This window comes from Acetobacter cerevisiae (assembly GCF_001580535.1).
In the GTDB taxonomy this organism is placed as follows: domain Bacteria; phylum Pseudomonadota; class Alphaproteobacteria; order Acetobacterales; family Acetobacteraceae; genus Acetobacter; species Acetobacter cerevisiae.
Genome location: NZ_LHZA01000128.1, coordinates 15,502 through 34,908 on the forward strand (window position 1 = coordinate 15,502; position 19,407 = coordinate 34,908).

Below are 19,407 nucleotides of genomic sequence, written 5' to 3' on the forward strand. Positions count from 1 at the left end.
ATGATGATCCGTTCTGCCTTCGCAGCCGCCCTTCTTGCTGGTGGTTTATACTCCGTCTCTCCCGCAAGTGCTGCGCCGCTTGATGAGACAGGAGCCCGGCATCAGATCACGGCACTTCTGTCTATGCCGTTCGCCACAAATCTGGTTGGGGCCAGCAACGCGAACCGGTTTGCGTGGGTGGAAAAGCGCAACGGTGTGCGGAATATTCTGGCAGCGGACGCGGCAGGAACACCAAAAGGCCTGACGCATTTCACGCAGGATGACGGCAGCAATCTATGGAGCGTGGCCCTCTCCTCTAATGGCAAGACGGTTGCCTATGTGGAAGGAGGAGACCCGGAATTTCCGGACGCCTCTTCTCCTAACCCGAACCTTTCAGAAACAGGAACGCATCAGAGCGTAAATGTGGTGCTGGAAAGTGGCAAACAGATGCGAATGGGGGAAGGCTGGAACCCCACATTCTCTCCGGATGGGGCGACGCTGGCGTTCTCGCGCAAAGGCACCCTGTTTCTGGCCCCCGTTGGTAAGGTGGCGAAAGAGGTCATGAGCGTGCCGGGGAGCCTTACGTCCCTGCAATGGGCACCGGATGGCTCGACGCTGGTCTTCACGCTGGACCGTGGCAGTCATGCACTCATTGGATTATGGCACGTCAAAACGGCGACCATGACATTTCTTGCTCCCGCACTGGGGCAGGATAGTCTGCCAACATTTTCTCCGGATGGTCATTCTGTGGCGTTTGTGCGAGAGCATAGGCCGCTGACTGATAAGAAGACCGAAAAAGGCTCTTTCTGGTCGCTGCATGTTTATGATCTGGCCAGTAATACAGACCATGTTGTGTGGACACCGCCTGCCGGGACGGGTGCACGGTTTGCTGTGCCGGAGGGGAGCAGCCTTCTGTGGTCTGATAACGCCCATCTGCTCTTCCCGTGGGAAGGAAGCGGATGGATGCGGGTTTGTGCTGTGGCGGCATCGGGCACAGGAATCCCGTCCTGTCTGACGCCAGATAAGGCGGAAGTCTCATCCTATCGGTTGTCACAGGACAGAAAGACGCTTTTTTACACAAGCAATGTCGGGAATGTGGATGCCTGGCACGCATGGCGGCTGGCTCTGGACGGCTCTTCTCCCCAGCGTTTGACCCACAGTGAAGATATGGAAACAGACCTTGCTGTGGCCGGAGCAAAGGTGGGCGTCATCGCCGCCAGTGTCACACAGACAGCGCATCCGGCGGTGGTCGGGCCGGATGGTGCAAGCGCGCCGCTTGTTTCTCCGCAAGCACCGTCAGATGTGCATTTCGTGACCCCGCAAGTGGTTGTGTTCCACAGCGCTGATGGCGTTGAAGTGCATGGACAGCTTTTTGTGCCGGAGGGAGAGGCTAAAACACCGCGCGCTGCCTTGGTGTTTGTGCATGGTGGGCCGCATCGCCAGACGCTCCCTGCCTTTAATGGCATGGACTATTATTCCAATGCCTATGCCATGAACCAGACCTTGGCGGCGCAGGGCTATGTTGTGTTGTCCGTCAATTATCGGAGCGGGACAGGCTATGGCGAGGCGTTTCGGAATGCGCCTGAAACGGGCGGACACGGAGCCAGTGAATATCGGGATGTCTTTGCTGCTGCCACCTATCTCAGGGCCCGAGCGGATATTGATCCCGCGCGGATCGGCATCTGGGGCGGAAGCTGGGGCGGCTATCTGACGGCACTCGCTCTGGCCCGTAATAGTGATGTCTTTGCGGCAGGCGCGGATTTTCATGGCGTGCATGATATGATCGACCCCGACACATATGGCCTTTCCCCTGAGGAGAACAGGAAAGCGCATGAAGTGGAATGGCAGTCCTCCCCTGCGGCAGATATTGCTCACTGGCATGCTCCGGTTCTTCTAGTGCATGGTGATGATGATTATAACGTCGAATTTGAGCAATCGACCCTTCTGGCAAAACTGTTGTCAGAGCAGGGCGTGCTGTATGAGGAACATTCTTTTCCCAATGAACGGCATACTTTTTTGCGCATGCAGGATTGGCTGACGGCCTATATGTGGATGGATACGTTCTTTGCCCATACACTGACGTCTCATAAGCCCTGACCAGCAAGGGCATCGTCTTAAAAACGCTTATAGGGCGTACGCTGTGGTGTATGATAGATCAAGGAGGGAAAAGCTGATGAAGATGCTGAAAATTTCCACTGTTCTGGCAAAAACCTTTTTAGCCGGAGCACTCCTGATGCCTCATCTGGCCAGCGCGGCGCCTTCCGCCGGGTCAAACCCCCTGGCGCAGATCATGGCAAAAACGGTCAGCAAGCAGCCGGGGCATTTTGCTGTTTATGCGGCACGTAGTGGTCAGGCGCCGGATGTGTGCCTGAACTGCGATGATCTGATTAATGCAGCCAGCACCATGAAGCTGTTCGTGCTGGATACAGCCTATGAGGCCTTTACAAAAGGCACCTTGCATCCAGAAGATACCATTGTTGTTCACAACCATTTTCATTCTTTGGTGGGAAAGGGGAGCTTTGCGCTTGAGCAGAAAGAGGATTCTTATGACCCTCTCTACGCGCAGGCAGGCAAGCCGGTGCCTGTTTCAGAACTTCTGCGCGTGATGATCCAGTATAGCAGCAATCTGGCGACCAACCTGATGATTGAAAAGCTTGGGGTGCTCCCAATACGCTCCGTCGTGAAAGCGCAGGGCCTCATTGGCATCGTCTTCGGGCGGATGATTGAGGACTTTGATGCGAATGATCAGGGAATTCGTAATCAGGTTTCAGCACGTGGGTTAGGGGATTTTCTGCAAAAGCTGGATAGCGGGAAGATTGTGGGTAAGGCGCAAAGCCAGAGCATGATCCAGATTATGCTGGGGCAGAAATTTAATGACATTATTCCCCCCGGCCTGCCCGCCAGCACACCCGTGGCCCATAAGACCGGCTGGGTCGATGGCGTGCGGAATGATGCCGCCATTGTCACCCTGCCTGATGGCAAACGCTATATTCTGGTGGTGCTGACATCCGGTTTGCCGGACGAACAGGCCGGGATCAGGGTGCTGAATACGCTTTCTCATCAGGCGTATGAATATTTTTTAAAATAGCTTTAAATTTGTAAAACTTGTTTTGGTAAAAACTTTCCGGAGACTGTGGAGTGTAAGGTTTTACTGGTTAAGCAGGGTGACATCAAATTGTCATTGTAACGTCATCAAACTACAACACACACACCAAAACAAGACGATAGTCTGCGCAGCGTTATCTAACCCCCCATTGGGAGCCTCGGGATGAGGGATCGCGCTGCATGAAACAGAATAAACTGCTGCTTCTTACAACATGTATGAGTTCTTTACTGTTTCATCATGCTCACGCTGAGACGGTCTCAGCCAGCACCCAGACTAAAAAGGCTGAACAGGTACACACCAAACCGGCAGCCAAAAGCAAAACGGCTCAGGCTTCTCAAAAGGCAAAAGTGGCACCCCCACAGGATGATAAGGCAGAGTCTATTGTGGTCATGGGGGCAGGTGCGGCCCGTGAGACGCAAAAGCTCTCTCACATGGCGTTGCAACAGGTGGTTCCCGGCACCAGCCCTCTGAAAACCCTGTCTAAACTGCCGGGCGTTATGTTTACCTCATCCGATGCGCTGGGGTCTTATGAATGGTCGCAGCAGATCATCATCCGTGGGTTTGACCAAAGTCGCCTCGGCTTTACCATGGATGGTATTCCGCTGGGCAATCTGGCCTACGGGAACGATAATGGCCTGTCTATTGGCCGTGCTCTGCAAACAGAAAATAACGGTACGGCCACACTGGCGCAGGGGGCGGGTTCGGTCGGGGTTGCGGCTTCTAATGACCTCGGTGGCGCGCTTGAATTTACGTCTATCGACCCAACCGAAAAGTTTGGCGCGGACGTTGCGGCCACAGGTGGCTCGTATGGCACATGGCGCACGTTTGCACGCGTTAATAGTGGCACGCTTCCCGGGGGTGGCCGCCTGTATGTGTCCTATGATTATCAGGATGCCAACAAGTGGAAAGGGAAGGGAATTCAGCAGCAGCAGCAGGCAAACGCCAAGTTCGTGCAGCCGCTGGGTGACAAGGTCAAGCTGACGCTGTTTGGGGATTACAGCCAGCGGGCCGAAAATGATTATCAGGATATTTCAAAAGAGCAGATCCGTACAATCGGTTATAAGCTCGATAATATTACCAATAACTATGGTCTGGCTAAAGATATCGCCAGAGCTTACCAGAACGGCACCGCCTTTCCGGCGGGGATTAAGGATCAGGACCAGTCTTACTACAACTCAGCGGGTCTGCGGGAGGACGTGCTGGGGTATGGCAAGCTTGATTTTAAGCTGACTGACCGTTTGAAAGGTTCTGCCACCGTCTACGGCCATACCAATACGGGGCAAGGGATCTACGCCACCCCGTATACGCCAACGCCTGAGGCGCTGGGGGGCTCTCCGCTTTCTGTCCGTACGACGGAATATGATATTCATCGTGAAGGCTTTATTGGCAGCCTGTCCTATGAAATCGGTCATCATACTATTGAGGGTGGCTTCTGGTTTGAAAATAACGATTTTGAACAGGCACGCCGCTTCTATCCGCTGAGCGAAGATGGCTACACCGGCAGTTCCGTCCACTGGTTCCGGGGCAACTCCTTCGCAACCCAGTGGCAGAGTGCGTTTAATACCAAAACCTATCAGTTCCACCTGCAAGATACCTGGCAGATCACTCCGGCGCTGAAGCTGAACTATGGCTTTAAATCGTTGGTAGTGGATAACCGTGGGCGGCAGCTGGAAGGGAGCGAGATGGGTGTGCCGGTGCCAACTAACACCTATGCCGGTGGCTCCATTACCTCAGCTAACGGCTTCCTGCCGCAGATTGGCGCCAATTACCGCATTAACAAGCACAATGAAATTTTTGCAGATTTTGCAAGAAATATGGCGGCTTTTGACAACTCTTCCACCGGTGCAACCAGCCCGTTCGCTATGACGAGTGCGGCTTATGCCGCGTCAAAAAATTCGCTGCGTCCGGAAATGTCTTATAGTGAGGAAATCGGGTATCGCTTCCATAACCGCCGTATTCAGGCGTCTCTCACCGGCTATTACATTCAGTTTGAAAACCGGCTTCTGTCCATCACACCAAATGCGACCAACAACGTGCAGGGGATTCCCAGCATTCTGGTCAATGGCGGGGGTGTAACAGCGCGTGGTATTGATGCCGCGTTTAACTATCACTTTACTGATAACTGGTCCCTGTATGTCTCCTACGCCTACAACCAGTCGACTTATAATGATGATCTGACAACGGGTGGCGTGACCTACAACACGCGCGGCAAGAGCGTGGTGGCCATGCCGCGGAATCTGGCAAACGTTCAGATCAGTTATGATGACGGGTCAATCTGGGGTAATTTTGGCATGCAGTATCAGGGCCGCCGGACGTATACCTATACCAACGACCAGTGGATCAAACCGAACGATATTTTCAACCTGAATGTCGGCTACCGCTTCCATAGCCAGAACTGGGCGCTGCGGGGGCTGGATATGCAGATTAACGTGACCAACCTGTTCAATAAACGCTATGTGGCGACTGTAGGGAGTGCCGGCTTCCGCCCGACTGACCCGACCGGCAGCCTCCAGACACTTCAGGCGGGTTCTCCGCGAATGGTGTTTTTTACGGTGCGTAAGCATTTCTAAAATCGTTTCTTAGCGTTCTGTTTTGTGTCTTCTCTGACGGATAATTTCATGCTTCGTGCCCCTAATCGTCGCCAGTTTCTGAAGTTTGGTGCGGCTGCAACAGCAGGGGCCGCGTTGCCGGAAAACCTGAAGCGGGCTCTGGCAGTGGCCCCCAACACGGCAACCGGCACCATCCGGGATGTGGAGCATGTGGTTATCCTGATGCAGGAGAACCGCTCTTTCGATCATTACTTCGGCTGTCTGCAAGGGGTGCGCGGGTATGGAGATCCATGGGCTGAAAAACAGTCTGATGGAAAAAGCATTTTCGCGCAGCCTGACGGTAAGGGCGGCCACGTTCTGCCCTTCCTGTTTAATACGGCGCACACTTCCAGCGCCTGTCTGGCCAGTCTGGACCATAGCTGGAAAAATACGCAGGCCGAATGGAACAACTGGGATACATGGGTACCGCATAAAACGCCCATGACCATGGGGCACTTCACCCGTAAGGAAATTCCTTATTACTATGCTTTGGCAGATGCTTTTACGATCTGCGATGCCTACCACGCATCCATTTTCGGGCCGACAAATCCGAACCGCCTCTATTTCTTTACCGGCACCAACGGGCTGGCTGCGGGCAATTCTGGCAAGCAGGCCGTAGAGAATGTTGATGATGGCAACTGGTCTGCCGACATGGCGCATGACCGCGCAGACTTTAAACCGTTTGACTGGGCCACCTATCCTGAAAAACTTCAGGAAGCAGGGGTCTCCTGGAAAGTGTATCAGGAATACGACAACTTTGGTGATAATCCTCTGGCGTCTTTCGCGGCGTTCCGCTCTGTCGGGAAAGACACATGGGCGTATCGTGGTGCACGTAGCATCGTCGACGGCTCGGGTCCTGCCGATATGCATGATACAGAAGGGCGCTATCTGATTGCCGCGTTTGAGCGCGATGTGGCGCAAGGCACGCTGCCTCAGGTTTCATGGATTGTGCCGCCCACAGCGCTGAGCGAACACCCGAACGCGCCGCCGGGTTATGGTGAATATCTGATTTCCCAACTGATGGATGTGTTTGTAAGGCACCCGGATGTCTGGGCTAAAACGGTCTTTATTCTCAATTATGATGAAAATGACGGATTTTTTGACCATGTGCTGCCACCCATTCCGGCACTGAATACGCAACAGGGCGCCTGCATGGTCTCGACCGATGGAGAAAATTATTACGGCCAGCCTGTGGGGCTTGGCCCACGCGTGCCGGCTCTGATTATCTCTCCGTGGACCAAAGGTGGGTGGGTCAACTCACAGGTTTTCGACCACACGTCCGTTTTGCGTTTTCTGGAAGCACGCTTTGGGGTGCAATGCCCCAATATTACACCATGGCGGCGCAGTGTGTGCGGGGACATGACATCCCTCTTCGACTTTGCGCAGACCAACCGTCAGTGGGAAGCGTCTCTGTCGCGTACGGACACCTATCTGGCAGACACACGCAAATCCTGCGCCTTGCCCAAACCGCTGGTGCCTGCCCGGCAAACTATGCCCAAGCAGGAAACCGGGCAGCGCCCCGCGCGCGCTCTGCCCTATGTGTTGCATGCTAACAGGCGCGCCAATGGGGTGTTGGAGCTTGCTAATGAGGGCACGCAGGGCGCAGTTCTGCGCATCAGGGACGGCCAGACAGCCCGCCATTATACCCTTGCAGCAGGCCAGAGCCTGTCGGTGCATCTGGAGGCCAAAGCGGACCAACCCATAACGGTGCATGGGCCGAACGGGTTTTTTCGGGCGTTTTATGGTCAGGGCCTGCCGGAGTGTAGCCTGCGTTATGACCCTGCTCAAAGCAGCGTAATCCTGTCCCTGCAGCATCCGGGCCAGACAGCCCGCATGTTGCGGATTGAGGACGGCTATAACCATACGCGGCATACCGTCACGGTGCCGACGGGGGCGGTCATTGCAACATCATGGCTGCTTGCGGCATCGGACAACTGGTATGATCTGGCTGTGTATGATGCGCATGATGGTAGTCTGCTCATGCAGCTGGCCGGGCATATGGAAAATGGAAAACCCAGCCGCACGGACCCGCATATGGGCCATTAAAGCATAAAGCGGGGAGTGGCGGAGGGGCGTTGCGCTCCGCTCCGCTCCGCCTGTTGAGCGTAGCTCCACTGTTGCAAGCGGGGCTACAGCGCAATGGTTTTTAGTCGATAACGACTGTGGCTTCATCCGTCAGAACGCGGAACAGGAAGCTTTCCTGCAGGTAGAGTTCCACGGTGGTGGCCGTGTGGCTCAGATAACCGATGGAGAAATCCTGCCCGATATCCAGCGCCAGATCGCCCCCGCGCATGGAGACAAGGAACGCGCCCTCAATAGCCGGAGCCCAGATGATTTTGCCGTCAATCATGCTCTCAATGTGCTTGATGATTGGATAGCCATCATCCCCACCGCCCGTCACAGCCTGATACGCCTGCGCGCCCAAAACCAGTGAATACGGGCCATTTACACCCGCAAGGCGCAGGCTGCTCAGCGCATCGGCCACCACACCCGGATAGTTCTTGGCAGATGTGGGCAGTTTGAGATGAGCGTTGGAGCTGCGCCCCCGGATGCCCGCCATGCCAGCAGCGTCATAGCCGTTGAAAATGGCGCGATCTTCAAAGAACGCGATTTTTTGCGCGGCATCTTTTACCGGCTGCCAGTCGGCATCTAGCGCGCCACGTTCCACGGCGTCAATTTCCTCGCGGGAGAGGGTAAAGGGCACGCGCACTTCCACCGGCGGCAAAACTTCACGCTTGACCGCATGAATGCCGTCTTCCGGTGTGACGAGAGCGGTGGCCCGGCCTGTGCCAACACCAGAAAATGCGGTGCCTTTGGGCTCGGACGTATCCACCACGCGGCGGCCTGCCAGATTGCGGCGGATGGTGCGGGCGGCTTCTTCCTCAATTTCCGCCCACGCGGCGCTGGAGACAGGAGCCAGATGTTTATGCAGATTGTTCATCATACGTGTCCTTACTTCAGGGAGCCAATGCCAAGAGAACCATCCTGTGGGGCGGCCTCAGGCGTTTTTGTATCAGCTGGTGCGGAGGGGGCGGGTTCCGCGGCGTCGGTCGCCATATCGGCGGCGTTATCGAGGAAGTCTGACGTTGGGATAAAAAACAGCGTTCCGGTGACTGCGGTGCTGACATCCAGCAACCTGTCGTAATTCCCGGCAGGTTTTCCCACAAACATGTTTTGCAGCATTTGTTCCGTGCGGGCAGGGGAGCAGGAATAGCCGATAAAGTAGGTGCCAAACTCGCCTTTGCCCACTTCACCAAACGGCATGTTGTCACGCACGATCTGAAGCTGCTGCCCGTTTTCTTCAATATTGGTCAGCACATTATGCGCGTAGCTTGGCTTGGCGGCATCCTGCAGTTCGATATCAGAAACTTTCTTGCGGCCAATGATATGTTCTTGAACTTCTGTGGGGATAGCATCCCACTTCTTCAGGTTATGTAGATATTTCTGCACAATCACATAGTTTCCGCCTGCAAAATCCGGGTCTTCATCGCCAATCAGGGTTGCAACTTTGGCAGCCTGACCTTCCGGGTTTTCCGTGCCGTCCACAAAGCCCAGCAGGTCACGGGAGTCGAAATATTTGAACCCATGCACCTCATCAATCACCACGGCGGCGCCTTCAAGCCGGGAGACAATGGCGGCGGCCAGCTCAAAGCACAGATCCATGCGGGTGGCGCGGATATGGAAGAGGAAATCGCCCGGTGTGGAGGGTGCGTGATGCACGCCGTTGATTTCCTGAAACGGATGCAACTCCTTGGGGCGCGGCTGGCCAAACAGGCGGTCCCACGCGTGGGAGCCAATGCCGGTAATGCAACTCAGCCGACCATCGGGGATGCGGAAGCCCACTCCGCGCCCGAGGGAGGAGAGGTCTGCAAGCAGGTCCACCATCTGCGGATTAACGGACTCATCCTCGTTCAGCGTCAGGACGAGGAAAACTGCGGCCTGAGTCAGTGTTGTATCAACGGGCTGCGGCGTGACCAATGGCTTGAAACTCCCTGCTTATGGCGCCTGCCTGAAAAAAGCAGGTGTATCAGACCATAGGCAGATCGCTTCGTCTGGCAAGGGAGAGCAGGGCTGAAAAAGCCGAATGGGCGGCCAAAACCGGCCCCTGATAACTCAGGCTGATAATGCCATAAATCCGGGTGTCAGGGGCCGGAGGTGCGTCAGAGCTGTGCCCACTGCCTCAACAGGTTGTGATAGGTGGAGGTCAGCCCCAGAACGGCGGGACTGTCATCGGGCAGAAGTTTGCGGGTTTCTATAATGGCCAGGTCAAATTGGTAGAGCAGGGTGCGCTGGGTATCATCCGGCACCATGGACTGGGACCAGAAGAACGAGGCCCAGCGCGAACCACGGGTGACCGGGCTGACACTATGGAGACTGCTGGAAGGGTAGAGCACCATATCCCCGGCCGGAAAGCGGACGCTCTGCACGCCAAACGTATCCTGAATCATCAGCTCGCCGCCGTCATACTCCTCCATCTCACTCAGGAACAGCGTGGAGGATAAGTCCGTCCGCATCCGAAAACCGGTGCCCGGCACGGGGCGGATGGCGTTGTCCACATGGGCGTGGAAACGCATGCCTTCATCATACCGGTTGAAAAGCGGCGGGAAGACACGCAGTGGCAGGGCGGCGCTGTTAAAGGTGGGGTTGCGGCCAAGGGCGCGCAGAATGATCTCCCCCAGTTCCCGCCCTTCCGCGCTGTCCTGCGGGATCTGAAGGTTGAATTTTGCTTTGGCGGACTGGTCCCCCGCCGTCACCTTGCCATCCACCCATTCGGATTTCTCCAGTGTGGCGCGGCAATAGGACACTTCTTCTGGTGTCAGAACATTCGGGATGTGAACAAGCATGAGAGCGGAGTCCGTTTAGTAGGTTTGCTGTCGCCGTGGCGAGGGTCACCACCACTATGCTGCGGTGGTAGCAGGCTGATGAGAAGGGCGGAAGGCGGCTGCCTGCCACAGCCGGGCTGCGTGATGCGCAATGGCGCGCAGGCGGGGGTCTGGCTGATGCTGCACAAGGGCTTCCAGAGCCTTGAAAATATCGCTGAATCCTTCTTCCAAAGCGCGGGAAAACCATTTTATGGCGGGCTCAATCCGGCCCGATGATAAATCATAACGACCAAGGTTGAGATACCCCCAGCAATCCCCGGACTGTGCGGCGGCCAGAAAAAAGTCATACGCCTTGTCCGGGCCACATTCCGGGAGGGCGTCGCTTTCCGCAATCAGACCAAGCATATTGAAAGATTTGGAAATACCTTTCTGGGAAGAAGAAACATACAGATGATACGCCTTTCTGATGTTGCGCGGCACACCCTCACCAGCCAGATAAAGGTCCGCGAGGTTGAACATGGCCCATCCATCACCTTCGGCGGCAGCCTGTCTGAAATAGGCGCTTGCTGCTGCCGGGTTGCGCGGCACGCCCCAGCCGCGCTCATAGGCGCGGCCCAGCATGTTCAGAGCACGCGGGTCCCCGGAGCGGGATGCGACTTCAAACATGCTGAAGGCTTGAGAATATTTCCCCTTATCCAGAAAGATCTGGCCTAAAAGCAACTGCATGGTGACAGGTGAGAGAGGGGCACTCTTCTCCGTTGTGCTTTCAGGCAGAACTACTGTCATAAGGTTAGAATGTCACGCCAACGTTGCCGATGAAATATCGCCCGGGAGCCGGAACCACGCGGGAGCCGGAGAAGGAGGACCCATAGTTCAGGCGATTAGTAATGTTATTGGCGTTGAAGGACACACGATAATGTTTGAGATCCCAGGACACCATGCCGTTCAGAACAAAATTGTGTGGAATGCGCCCGGTGTTGGTCGTGCTGGGGCCACCCCAGTAAGCGGAGGAATATTGTGCGCCGCCACCGATTTTCAGAGTGCCCCATTCGGGGTTTAAAATAAGGTGGGAGAGGTCATAGGAACTCCAGACAGACATGGAGTTATCGGGCACCTGCGGTGCGGTCTTGCCATTATCGCCAGTTGCGCTGTGGGTCACAATTCCGTCCATGTAGGAGTAGGATGCAAAAACCTGCCAGTTTTGAGTGATTTTGCCAGTCGCACTTAGTTCCACACCCCGAATGCGGCGACCGCTGCCTGAATCGATAAAGCCAGTTTGCATGTCACCATTAACATCATAATAGCGGGAATTGTTTTCACTAATCTGGAAGAACGCCACAGTTGTGCCAAGGCGTTTGTGGAAGAAGTCAGACTTGTTGCCCACTTCAAACAGGTCACTCCGTTGTGGGGAGAGATTCACGCCTTTCTGTGCAACGTCACCAGCCTGCGGCCTGACGGTAACCAGAGAGGAAACGTCTGTTCCAACCGGTTTATAGGACCGGGCAAACGTAAAGTAGAAGGAACTATTTTTAAAAGGCGCATACATAATGCTGGCGGAGGGGCTCCAGCGGTCAGACTTCTGCTCGGCCCGGCCCTGTTCTTCCGTGGTCCGTTTGTAATAGGTGCTGCTGAAGGAATCCCAGCGCCCCGTTCCAAACAGGGAAAGCTGTTTGGTTATCTGGATACGGTCGGAAAAAAACAATCCCAGATCACGCGCGTTGGCATTGCCGTATCCGGAGTCCGGGAAGCTGACAGACGTGCCCGGAGAATTATAGCTTGGGTTGATGATAGTCTGATTGTTGCTGCGGTTGGTAAAGCTGCCCGGCCAGCGGGAATCACTGGCATAGTTGATGTCGACACCGGCTTTAATGTCATGATGCAGGAAGCCCGTCCTGAACTGTGACCGTCCCATCAGGACATTTTGTACGCCCCAGCCTTCCTGCCGATACGCGGTGCCGCCGCCTGCGCCGTAGGGCAGGGCATAGTTCTGGCCAGAAAGGATAGCACTGGCACACGCACCGGAGCAGGAGGAAGGGGTTGTGGCGGTGTAATCACGATTATACAGGCTGAGCCGTGTATCATTGGTGATGGTCAGCCAGCGGGAGATTTCCGACTTCAGAGCAGACGTCAGGGTGTGGATGTTCGAGCGGTCAAAATCAAAGTTACGGGTATAGCTGGTGTTGCGGGGGACACCATATTCCGTGATCGGCCGGTAAATACCGTTCACCTGAATCATGCTGACGCCGTAATCCGGTTTGCTGTCACTGTTCAGCCATTGCCAGGTCAGATGCCAGGAGGTTTTGCTGCGAAGACCCACCCCGAAATCAACAGCCGCGCCATAGCGGTTGGAGGTGACATTGTTCCGGTCCACCACATCCTGCTTGTTGAACATGCCGTTTACGCGAATGGCCATGTCATCATTGATCTGGTAGTTGATATCCCCAACACCACGGAACAGCGGTCCACTGCCAAAAGACTGATCGTAGTTAAAGGCATTTCCCAGATGTGCATGTTTCTGGCTCTGGTTGATTACGCCACCGACGTTCCCCGCACCAAAATACTCGCCTGATGGCCCCTTGATGACTTCCACGCTTTCCGTATTGAAAACATCGCGGGTATAGGTGCCAAAATCGCGCAGGCCGTCCGTATAGATATCCTGCCGGGCCTGCAGGCCGCGGATGCGGAACTGGTCCCCATTCAGGCCCCCGGCACCTTCCCCCGTGGAAAGTGTGATGCCGGGCACGTTGCTCAGCACCTGATCCAGCGTAAAGGCCCGCTGCTGCTTTATCAGCTCCTGCGGTATAACCGTAATGGTCTGCGGCGTATCACGCACGGACCCGGGCATACGGGAAATATTGAGTGTCTGGCTGTTGGTATTGCCAGCGCTGTAAGACGCTGCGTCAGAATCGTCATGATGTCCGCCCACACGCACCGCTGGCAGTTTGATAGTGGTGTCGGTCGTCGCGGGCTGGAGGGGATGAGTTGTATCGTCTGCGTGGGCTTGTTCTGTAACACCCAGCCCGACTGACACACCTAAAGCTACAGCAAGCTGAAGGCCAATGCCTTGTGAGGGTGGAAGGGGCAACTCTGTCCGACTCATGCGTCGTGCTCCTGATGAACCATGCTGCCGGTTCGTATGGTGAAGATGAGAAATGCAGGCTTTTGATATGAGCGCAGGCACAAAGATGCAAATGATTATCAATAACGAAAATAGGCGTTTTCTGAGTGTGTGGCGCAGGTGCCACAGGGCGGGGGAGGGCACAAAAAAGTGAGTTTTTTGAAAGGGAAATAAAAATATTTGTTATTTCAATAAGTTATATAGAAATTTTCAGTGGTAGGGATGTTCCTGCGACGTTGGCAGGCTTATGGCCCATGCCGACAGGACGCATATTTTTCTCTATATGATAGTGATTCTCACTTGCATGAGTGGGAAGGCCTTGTTATCGCTGGCCTGATTATCCCTGCTGGAAAAGCCGTTGTCCGGCCTTTTTCTGCACGGTTCCCCGCCTGACATCGTTGTAAACGCGCAGGATTCTTTAATGCCCACATCACCCGCTTCCTTCGTGACTGCTGTCTCTCTTTCTCCATGGGAGATGTTTTTGAACGCAGGCCCGGTTGTGCGCTGCGTGATGCTGCTTCTGGCCTTTGCCAGTCTGGTGACGTGGACAATTTTGATTGCAAAAACTGTAGAAATTTTCCGTTTGCGTCGCGAGCTTTCTCAGGCGGAAGAGAATCTGGAGCAGGCGGAAACGCTGGAACGGGGTGAGGGGCTTACGCAGGATTGTCGTATTGCCCGCACTCTTGTGGTGGCAGCGGAAACAGAGCGGATGCGCTCTGTCGATATCCCGGATGATGAAGACGGGCTGAAAGAGCGTATTGTCCTGCATCTGGAGCGGCTGGAAGCAGCAGAAGGTCGCCGCCTGCTGCGTGGCACCGGGCTGCTGGCCACCATTGGCGCGACGTCTCCGTTTATTGGCCTGTTTGGCACGGTGTGGGGCATCATGTCCTCCTTCACCGGGATTGCTGCAGCTAAAGCGACCAGTCTGGCGGTTGTGGCGCCCGGTATTGCTGAGGCCCTTTTGGCCACTGCTCTGGGTCTGGTGGCGGCCATTCCTGCTGTAATTATCTACAATCATCTTGCCCGCCAGTCTGCCGGGTGCCGTGCGCAGGTGGCGGATATTACGTCGCTCATCATGCGTCTGGTCTCGCGGGATCTGGGGCGTCTGCGCTCCCAGCGCGCACGGGGCACCGTGGTGCGCTTTAGTCAGCGTGACCAGCAGGCCGTGGCGGAATAGGGGGCTGATATGGCCATTCGTATCCGGCATGCGGACGAGACGCTGAAGGAAACGCATGAGATCAACGTGACACCGTTTATTGATGTCATGTTGGTGCTGCTGGTCATTTTCATGGTCACAGCTCCGTTGACCACGGTGAATGTGCCGGTCGATCTGCCTTCCTCAACCGAAAAACCAGCCCCTCGCCCGGATGATCCGGTCTTCCTGACCGTTAAAGCTGATCATGGTCTTGCTGTGGGAGAAGAGGCTATTGCTGCGGAGGCTCTGCCCACTGCGCTGGCAAATGTAACAAAAGGCAATAAGGACCAGCGTATTTTTCTGCGGGCGGACAAGAGTGTGGATTACGGCACGCTGATGGGCGTGATGGATAAGCTCCGTTCTGCCGGTTACCTCAAGGTCGCTCTGGTCAACCTGCAAGGGCAGGAGGAAGGGACCGCAGTCGGGGCCGCTCCATGAGTGCAACCCTGACTGATGGGAGCGGCTCTGTCAGCACCCGCTCTGGCGCATTTGCCGTCTGGCGCGCGGAACAGATACGTCGCGCACGGAAGGACGAGCGGCGCCGCTGGGGTGTGTCCCTGCTGGTGGTGTTGGTCGTGACCGGCGGGGTCGTGGGGGCGGTGCTGCGTCTTCCTGCCGCGGCTGATGTGCCGGTTTCCGAACCGCCTCCCGCCGCGATTGCGATTGATCTCGCTCCCGAGCCCGTTTCCACCCCGGCACCCGTTTCCGATGTGCCACCCGGTCCGCAGCAAACGCTTTCTACGCCGGACCCGGCACCAGAAGACCCGCCGAAGGTTTCCGCGCCCCCATCCCCCGCACCCAATCCCCCCGTTCCGGTGCCTAAGCCGGAAAAGCTGCATAAAGTTGTAAAGAAATCTAAACCCGCTCCGGTTTTGAAAAAGCCGGTTCCGGATAAAACACCGCCCGCGGACCAAACTACGGCTACCCCTGCGGCGGAAGCGCCTCCGGCCTTAAATCAGGCGGCTCCTGCGTCGGGGGCGTCGTCCTCACATGCGTCCCAGAGTCCGGCAACATGGCAGGGGGCGCTTCTGGCTCGTCTGGAACGGTATAAGCGCTACCCGGCAGAAGCTATGGCGGACCATCAGGAAGGCGTGCCCATGCTGCATTTCTCCATGGACCGCCATGGGCATGTGCTTTCGGCCCGTATCCAGCGTGGTTCCGGCCATACGTTGCTGGATAAGGAAGCACTGGCGCTGGTGCGGCGTGCAGAGCCGCTGCCCAGCCCGCCGGACAGCGTAGCGGGCGACCCGGTGGTGCTGACGGTGCCGATTGAATTTTATATGGAGCAGGAGAAGCATTGAGGACGCAGGCGGCCTGATCGCCCACTCAATTCGGCGTCAGAGGTTGGAAGGGGATTCCTTCCGGGGGGAAGTGTCTGTAAAAGCACCTTTTAACCTGGGCACCCTGCCGCAACTGAGTGATCTGTTCCGTATGCCAGCATCTCCTCCCCCGGTACGCCGTCGCACACAGGCTGACCGCAGTGCGACCACACGGACAAAAATCATTCAGGCGACCGTAGCTCTGCTGCAAACGCAGGGTTATGCCGCAACCACCATCCAGCGTATTGCCAAGGCGGCCGGGGTTAGTCTGGGGGCTTTGCAGCATCATTATCCGGCCAAGGCGCAGATCATGGCCATGGTGCTGCGGCATTATGCCCTTAAGCGTACACGGCTGTATCGCCCGGCTATGCAGCATAAAAGCGAGCCGGAACAGCGGGTGGACGCCATGCTGGAGGCCATGTGGACTCTGGTGACCGAAGGCCCGGACTTTATCGCCACAGTAGAAATTGAACTCGCCCGGCGGAGTGACCCGGAACTGGCGGCGGCCACTGCACCTGTGCTGGCCCGCATTGATCAGTTCATGACACGCTGGCTTTTTGGCAGGGAGCGCGGCCAGCCAGATCCGCAATTTGTCACGCTGCGTCTGCTGAATTCCACGTTCTTACGGGGGGTCGCTATTGAGATTGCGCGTGGCACCCCCCTGAGTGATCTGAAAGAGGCGTATCAGATCTGGTGCGGGTTCTCTCGGGCGGAACTTCTGAAGATTGTTCAGGAAACACCGTGACGGCAGAAAGCCAATAAATGTCTTGACGACTCATAAACAAGTAGGATGTATTGTTTGTTATGAAAGCTTCCAGGGCGGCCTTCCTGTGGGAAGGGCGGTCTGAACGCCAGAAAGGGTATAACGTGACGATGCCATCTTTAACTGCTCATCAGGTTTCCAGTCAGGAAATTGCCGAACGGATCAAAAAAGTTCGGGAGAAGATGGAAAAAGCAGGCCTCTCTGCTTACATCTCGTTCGACCCGGACAACGTTTATTATCTGACAAACTTTGCAAACTTTGTGCATGAGCGGCCATTTGTGCTGGTCATCACTCCGTCAGACCTCACCTTTGTTATTCCCCGGCTGGAAAGAGCGCATGTGGAGCGCCACAAGGTGGGGGATGGACTGAAGCTGGTGGACTATGCGGAATTTCCCGCGCTGCCCGGCACCCGCTGGTCTGACCGCCTGAAGGATGTGCTGCCAGCACAGGGCACTATTGGGATTGAGGGCGCATGCCCGGCTTACCTGAGTGCTCTGGTCAGCAACCCGACACAGGTTTTGAATGTGATTAACGCCGTGCGGGAAGTGAAGTCTCCGCATGAAATTTCCCGTATCGCATGGACCTGTGATGTCATGACAAAGGCGTTCGGCATGATGCTGGGTGCGGTCAAAAACGGCACCATGGTGGCGCAGGCCATTGGAGGCGTCACACCGTATTTCTATCAGCGCTGCCTGACGGAAGCATCAAACTACAACGTGATGTCCACCCACGCGGCCGGATTGATCCAGCCGCCCGCCTATACGGACGACCCCCATAATTTTTCCTGCCTGACCGCTCCGTGTGAGCCGGGCGGCCCGTTCCTCGGCCTGATTGCCGGGAAAATTAACGGGTATGGTGCAGAGATTGAGCGAACGTTCTTTTTAGAACACGTGCCAGAAGAAGCGCGTAAGCCTTTCGATACCATGATGGAAATGCGGCATAAGGCGTATTCCATGCTGAAGCCGGGCGCGATTGGTTCCGAAATTGACGCGGCTTGTCAGGCTATTGCGAAAAAAGCCGGGTATGACAGGCTATTGCACCGCACAGGGCACAGCTTTGGTGTGACCAATCATGAGGCACCCTTTCTGGCGATTGGTGAAGATAACGTTATTCAGCCGGGAATGTTGTTCAGTATTGAGCCGGGCATTTACATTCAGGGTAAAGGTGGTTTCCGCCATTCCGACACCGTGCTTGTAACGGAAACAGGTTACGAAATTCTGACAAAATATCCTCATGACAAAGAGGACCTGACCTTATCCTGAAAAGGAATAAAGGCAGGCCTGTAACGTGTCCGTGAAACACCCGCTCCTCTGTTCTGAGTTCAAGCGTTCCCTATATTTAAAAAGGATCGCACAGAGCAGAAGGAGCCAGAGGCATGAAAATCGGTATTATTGGAGCAGGCCATATTGGCGGTACACTGGCCCGCAGGCTGGTGGCAGTTGGGCATGAGGTCAAAATTGCCAATTCACGCGGGCCACAAACATTGGTGGATGTGGCGCGCGAGAGTGGTGCAAAAGCCGTTACTGTTGCGGATGCCGTCAAAGACGTTGGGCTGATTATTGTCACCATTCCGGAAAAGAATATTCCGGTATTAGGGCGATCCGTCTTTGAGCATGTTCCTGCGGATGTTGTGATTGTAGATACCGGGAATTATTACCCGCGTGAGCGTGATGGCCGGATTGCTGCGATTGAAGAGGGTACGCCGGAAAGCGTGTGGATGTCCGGGCAGATTGGCCAACCTGTTATCAAGGTTTTCAATAACATATACGCGCAGCATCTTCTGGAAAACGGAAAGCCTCATGGAGCCGCTGGACGTATTGCATTGCCGGTGGCCGGCGATGATGCCGCTGCAAAAAAACAGGTGATGGCGCTTGTTGACCAGCTGGGGTTTGACCCGGTGGATGCCGGGAGCCTTGCAGACTCCTGGCGTCAGCAACCGGGAACGCCAGTCTATTGCGGGGATTTGGATGCCGCCGGTGTGCGCAAGGCTCTGGCAGAAGCGAGCCCAGTGCGCACTGAAGCATTTAAGGCGCAAACCTGACACTCAGAACTGGTGGCAGGGAGGCGTATCCCTGCCACGCAGTATTGATAAGGCTTTATTCAGGTGTTGGTGCGCACTGCGGGGTCACCGGCTGGTCGGACATGACAGCTTTTGTAAAAATCTCTGAATCTGGCAGGGACGCATTGACTGTCTGATCGTGGTTCAGCCCTTTATAAATATGCGCCTGCACAACCGTTCCGGCCTCGCACGCGGCTTTGACCAGACCAAGCTGAAGCGGCGGCGGTACGTCCTGATCAACCTCACCTGTGCCGACAAACAACGGCTGCTTTAACTTCATGGTCGGATAAGCCATGGCGGCGAAGGCTGGGGCGAGAGCGTGCTGGTAACCGGGTTTGAGCGAATTGCTGAAATTCAGCTCCTCGGCCCGTGCTTTGCTGGTCAGCGGATACACGCACAGATCAGCCGCAGCCTGATAGGCAGGCATGGCTAGAGGTGGTCCCCATTTTTCGGACAG

14 protein-coding genes and 2 pseudogenes are annotated in these 19,407 nt (G+C 55.7%); 10 read left to right on the forward strand and 6 right to left on the reverse strand.

Going from position 1 to position 19,407, the window contains the following annotated elements:
* The 4 genes from AD928_RS04720 (at position 1) to AD928_RS04735 (ending at position 7,719) form a co-directional block, all read left to right on the forward strand.
* Positions 1–2,076 carry a S9 family peptidase gene (locus tag AD928_RS04720; RefSeq protein ID WP_062248669.1) on the forward strand — a complete coding sequence of 692 codons (2,076 nt, stop codon included), beginning with the start codon at positions 1–3 and terminating at the stop codon, positions 2,074–2,076.
* Positions 2,077–2,152: 76 nt separating this feature from the next.
* Entirely contained in the window at positions 2,153–3,067 is a 915-nt protein-coding gene (locus AD928_RS04725; RefSeq protein ID WP_061506584.1) for a serine hydrolase, read from the forward strand.
* 233 nt (positions 3,068–3,300) lie between these two features.
* A complete protein-coding gene (locus AD928_RS04730; RefSeq protein ID WP_082779747.1) occupies positions 3,301–5,655 on the forward strand; it encodes a TonB-dependent receptor in 2,355 nt (784 codons plus the stop codon).
* Positions 5,656–5,703: 48 nt separating this feature from the next.
* Positions 5,704–7,719 (forward strand): phosphocholine-specific phospholipase C, encoded by a 2,016-nt coding sequence (locus AD928_RS04735; protein WP_062248697.1) that lies wholly within the window; start codon positions 5,704–5,706, stop codon positions 7,717–7,719.
* A 100-nt stretch (positions 7,720–7,819) separates the two neighbouring features.
* Here AD928_RS04735 and AD928_RS04740 read toward each other — a convergent pair whose 3' ends face one another.
* From AD928_RS04740 to AD928_RS04760, 5 genes are all read right to left on the reverse strand, one after another.
* Complete coding sequence (locus AD928_RS04740) at positions 7,820–8,614, reverse strand: family 1 encapsulin nanocompartment shell protein (RefSeq protein ID WP_062248673.1); 795 nt, start codon at positions 8,612–8,614, stop codon at positions 7,820–7,822.
* Positions 8,615–8,625: 11 nt separating this feature from the next.
* A complete protein-coding gene (locus AD928_RS04745) occupies positions 8,626–9,651 on the reverse strand; it encodes a Dyp-type peroxidase (protein WP_062248675.1) in 1,026 nt (341 codons plus the stop codon).
* A gap of 182 nt (positions 9,652–9,833) precedes the next feature.
* Positions 9,834–10,517, reverse strand: a complete 684-nt coding sequence (locus tag AD928_RS04750; RefSeq protein ID WP_062248677.1) for a Fe2+-dependent dioxygenase — start codon at positions 10,515–10,517, stop codon at positions 9,834–9,836.
* A 54-nt stretch (positions 10,518–10,571) separates the two neighbouring features.
* Positions 10,572–11,282 carry a tetratricopeptide repeat protein gene (locus AD928_RS04755; protein ID WP_062248680.1) on the reverse strand — a complete coding sequence of 237 codons (711 nt, stop codon included), beginning with the start codon at positions 11,280–11,282 and terminating at the stop codon, positions 10,572–10,574.
* Positions 11,283–11,286: 4 nt separating this feature from the next.
* On the reverse strand, positions 11,287–13,596 hold the full coding sequence (locus AD928_RS04760) for a TonB-dependent receptor (RefSeq protein WP_062248682.1): 2,310 nt from the start codon (positions 13,594–13,596) through the stop codon (positions 11,287–11,289).
* A gap of 439 nt (positions 13,597–14,035) precedes the next feature.
* On the opposite strand from AD928_RS04760, the gene exbB reads away from it, so the two are divergent.
* From exbB to AD928_RS04790, 6 genes and pseudogenes are all read left to right on the forward strand, one after another.
* Positions 14,036–14,791 carry a tonB-system energizer ExbB gene (exbB, locus tag AD928_RS04765; RefSeq protein ID WP_062248684.1) on the forward strand — a complete coding sequence of 252 codons (756 nt, stop codon included), beginning with the start codon at positions 14,036–14,038 and terminating at the stop codon, positions 14,789–14,791.
* A 9-nt stretch (positions 14,792–14,800) separates the two neighbouring features.
* Positions 14,801–15,247 carry a TonB system transport protein ExbD gene (gene exbD / locus AD928_RS04770; protein WP_062248686.1) on the forward strand — a complete coding sequence of 149 codons (447 nt, stop codon included), beginning with the start codon at positions 14,801–14,803 and terminating at the stop codon, positions 15,245–15,247.
* Entirely contained in the window at positions 15,244–16,110 is an 867-nt protein-coding gene (locus AD928_RS04775; RefSeq protein WP_062248688.1) for an energy transducer TonB, read from the forward strand. The genes exbD and AD928_RS04775 overlap by 4 nt, the downstream gene beginning before the upstream one ends.
* 130 nt (positions 16,111–16,240) lie before the next feature.
* Positions 16,241–16,873 carry a TetR/AcrR family transcriptional regulator gene (locus tag AD928_RS04780; RefSeq protein ID WP_061508466.1) on the forward strand — a complete coding sequence of 211 codons (633 nt, stop codon included), beginning with the start codon at positions 16,241–16,243 and terminating at the stop codon, positions 16,871–16,873.
* Positions 16,874–16,932: 59 nt separating this feature from the next.
* A complete protein-coding gene (locus AD928_RS04785) occupies positions 16,933–18,153 on the forward strand; it encodes a M24 family metallopeptidase (RefSeq protein WP_233419950.1) in 1,221 nt (406 codons plus the stop codon).
* A gap of 107 nt (positions 18,154–18,260) precedes the next feature.
* Positions 18,261–18,932, forward strand: a pseudogene (locus AD928_RS04790) (NADPH-dependent F420 reductase); the annotation flags it as partial.
* Between the two features lie 55 nt (positions 18,933–18,987).
* Here the strand turns inward: AD928_RS04790 and AD928_RS04795 are convergent.
* Positions 18,988–19,407 (reverse strand): annotated as a pseudogene (locus tag AD928_RS04795) (alpha/beta hydrolase); the annotation flags it as partial.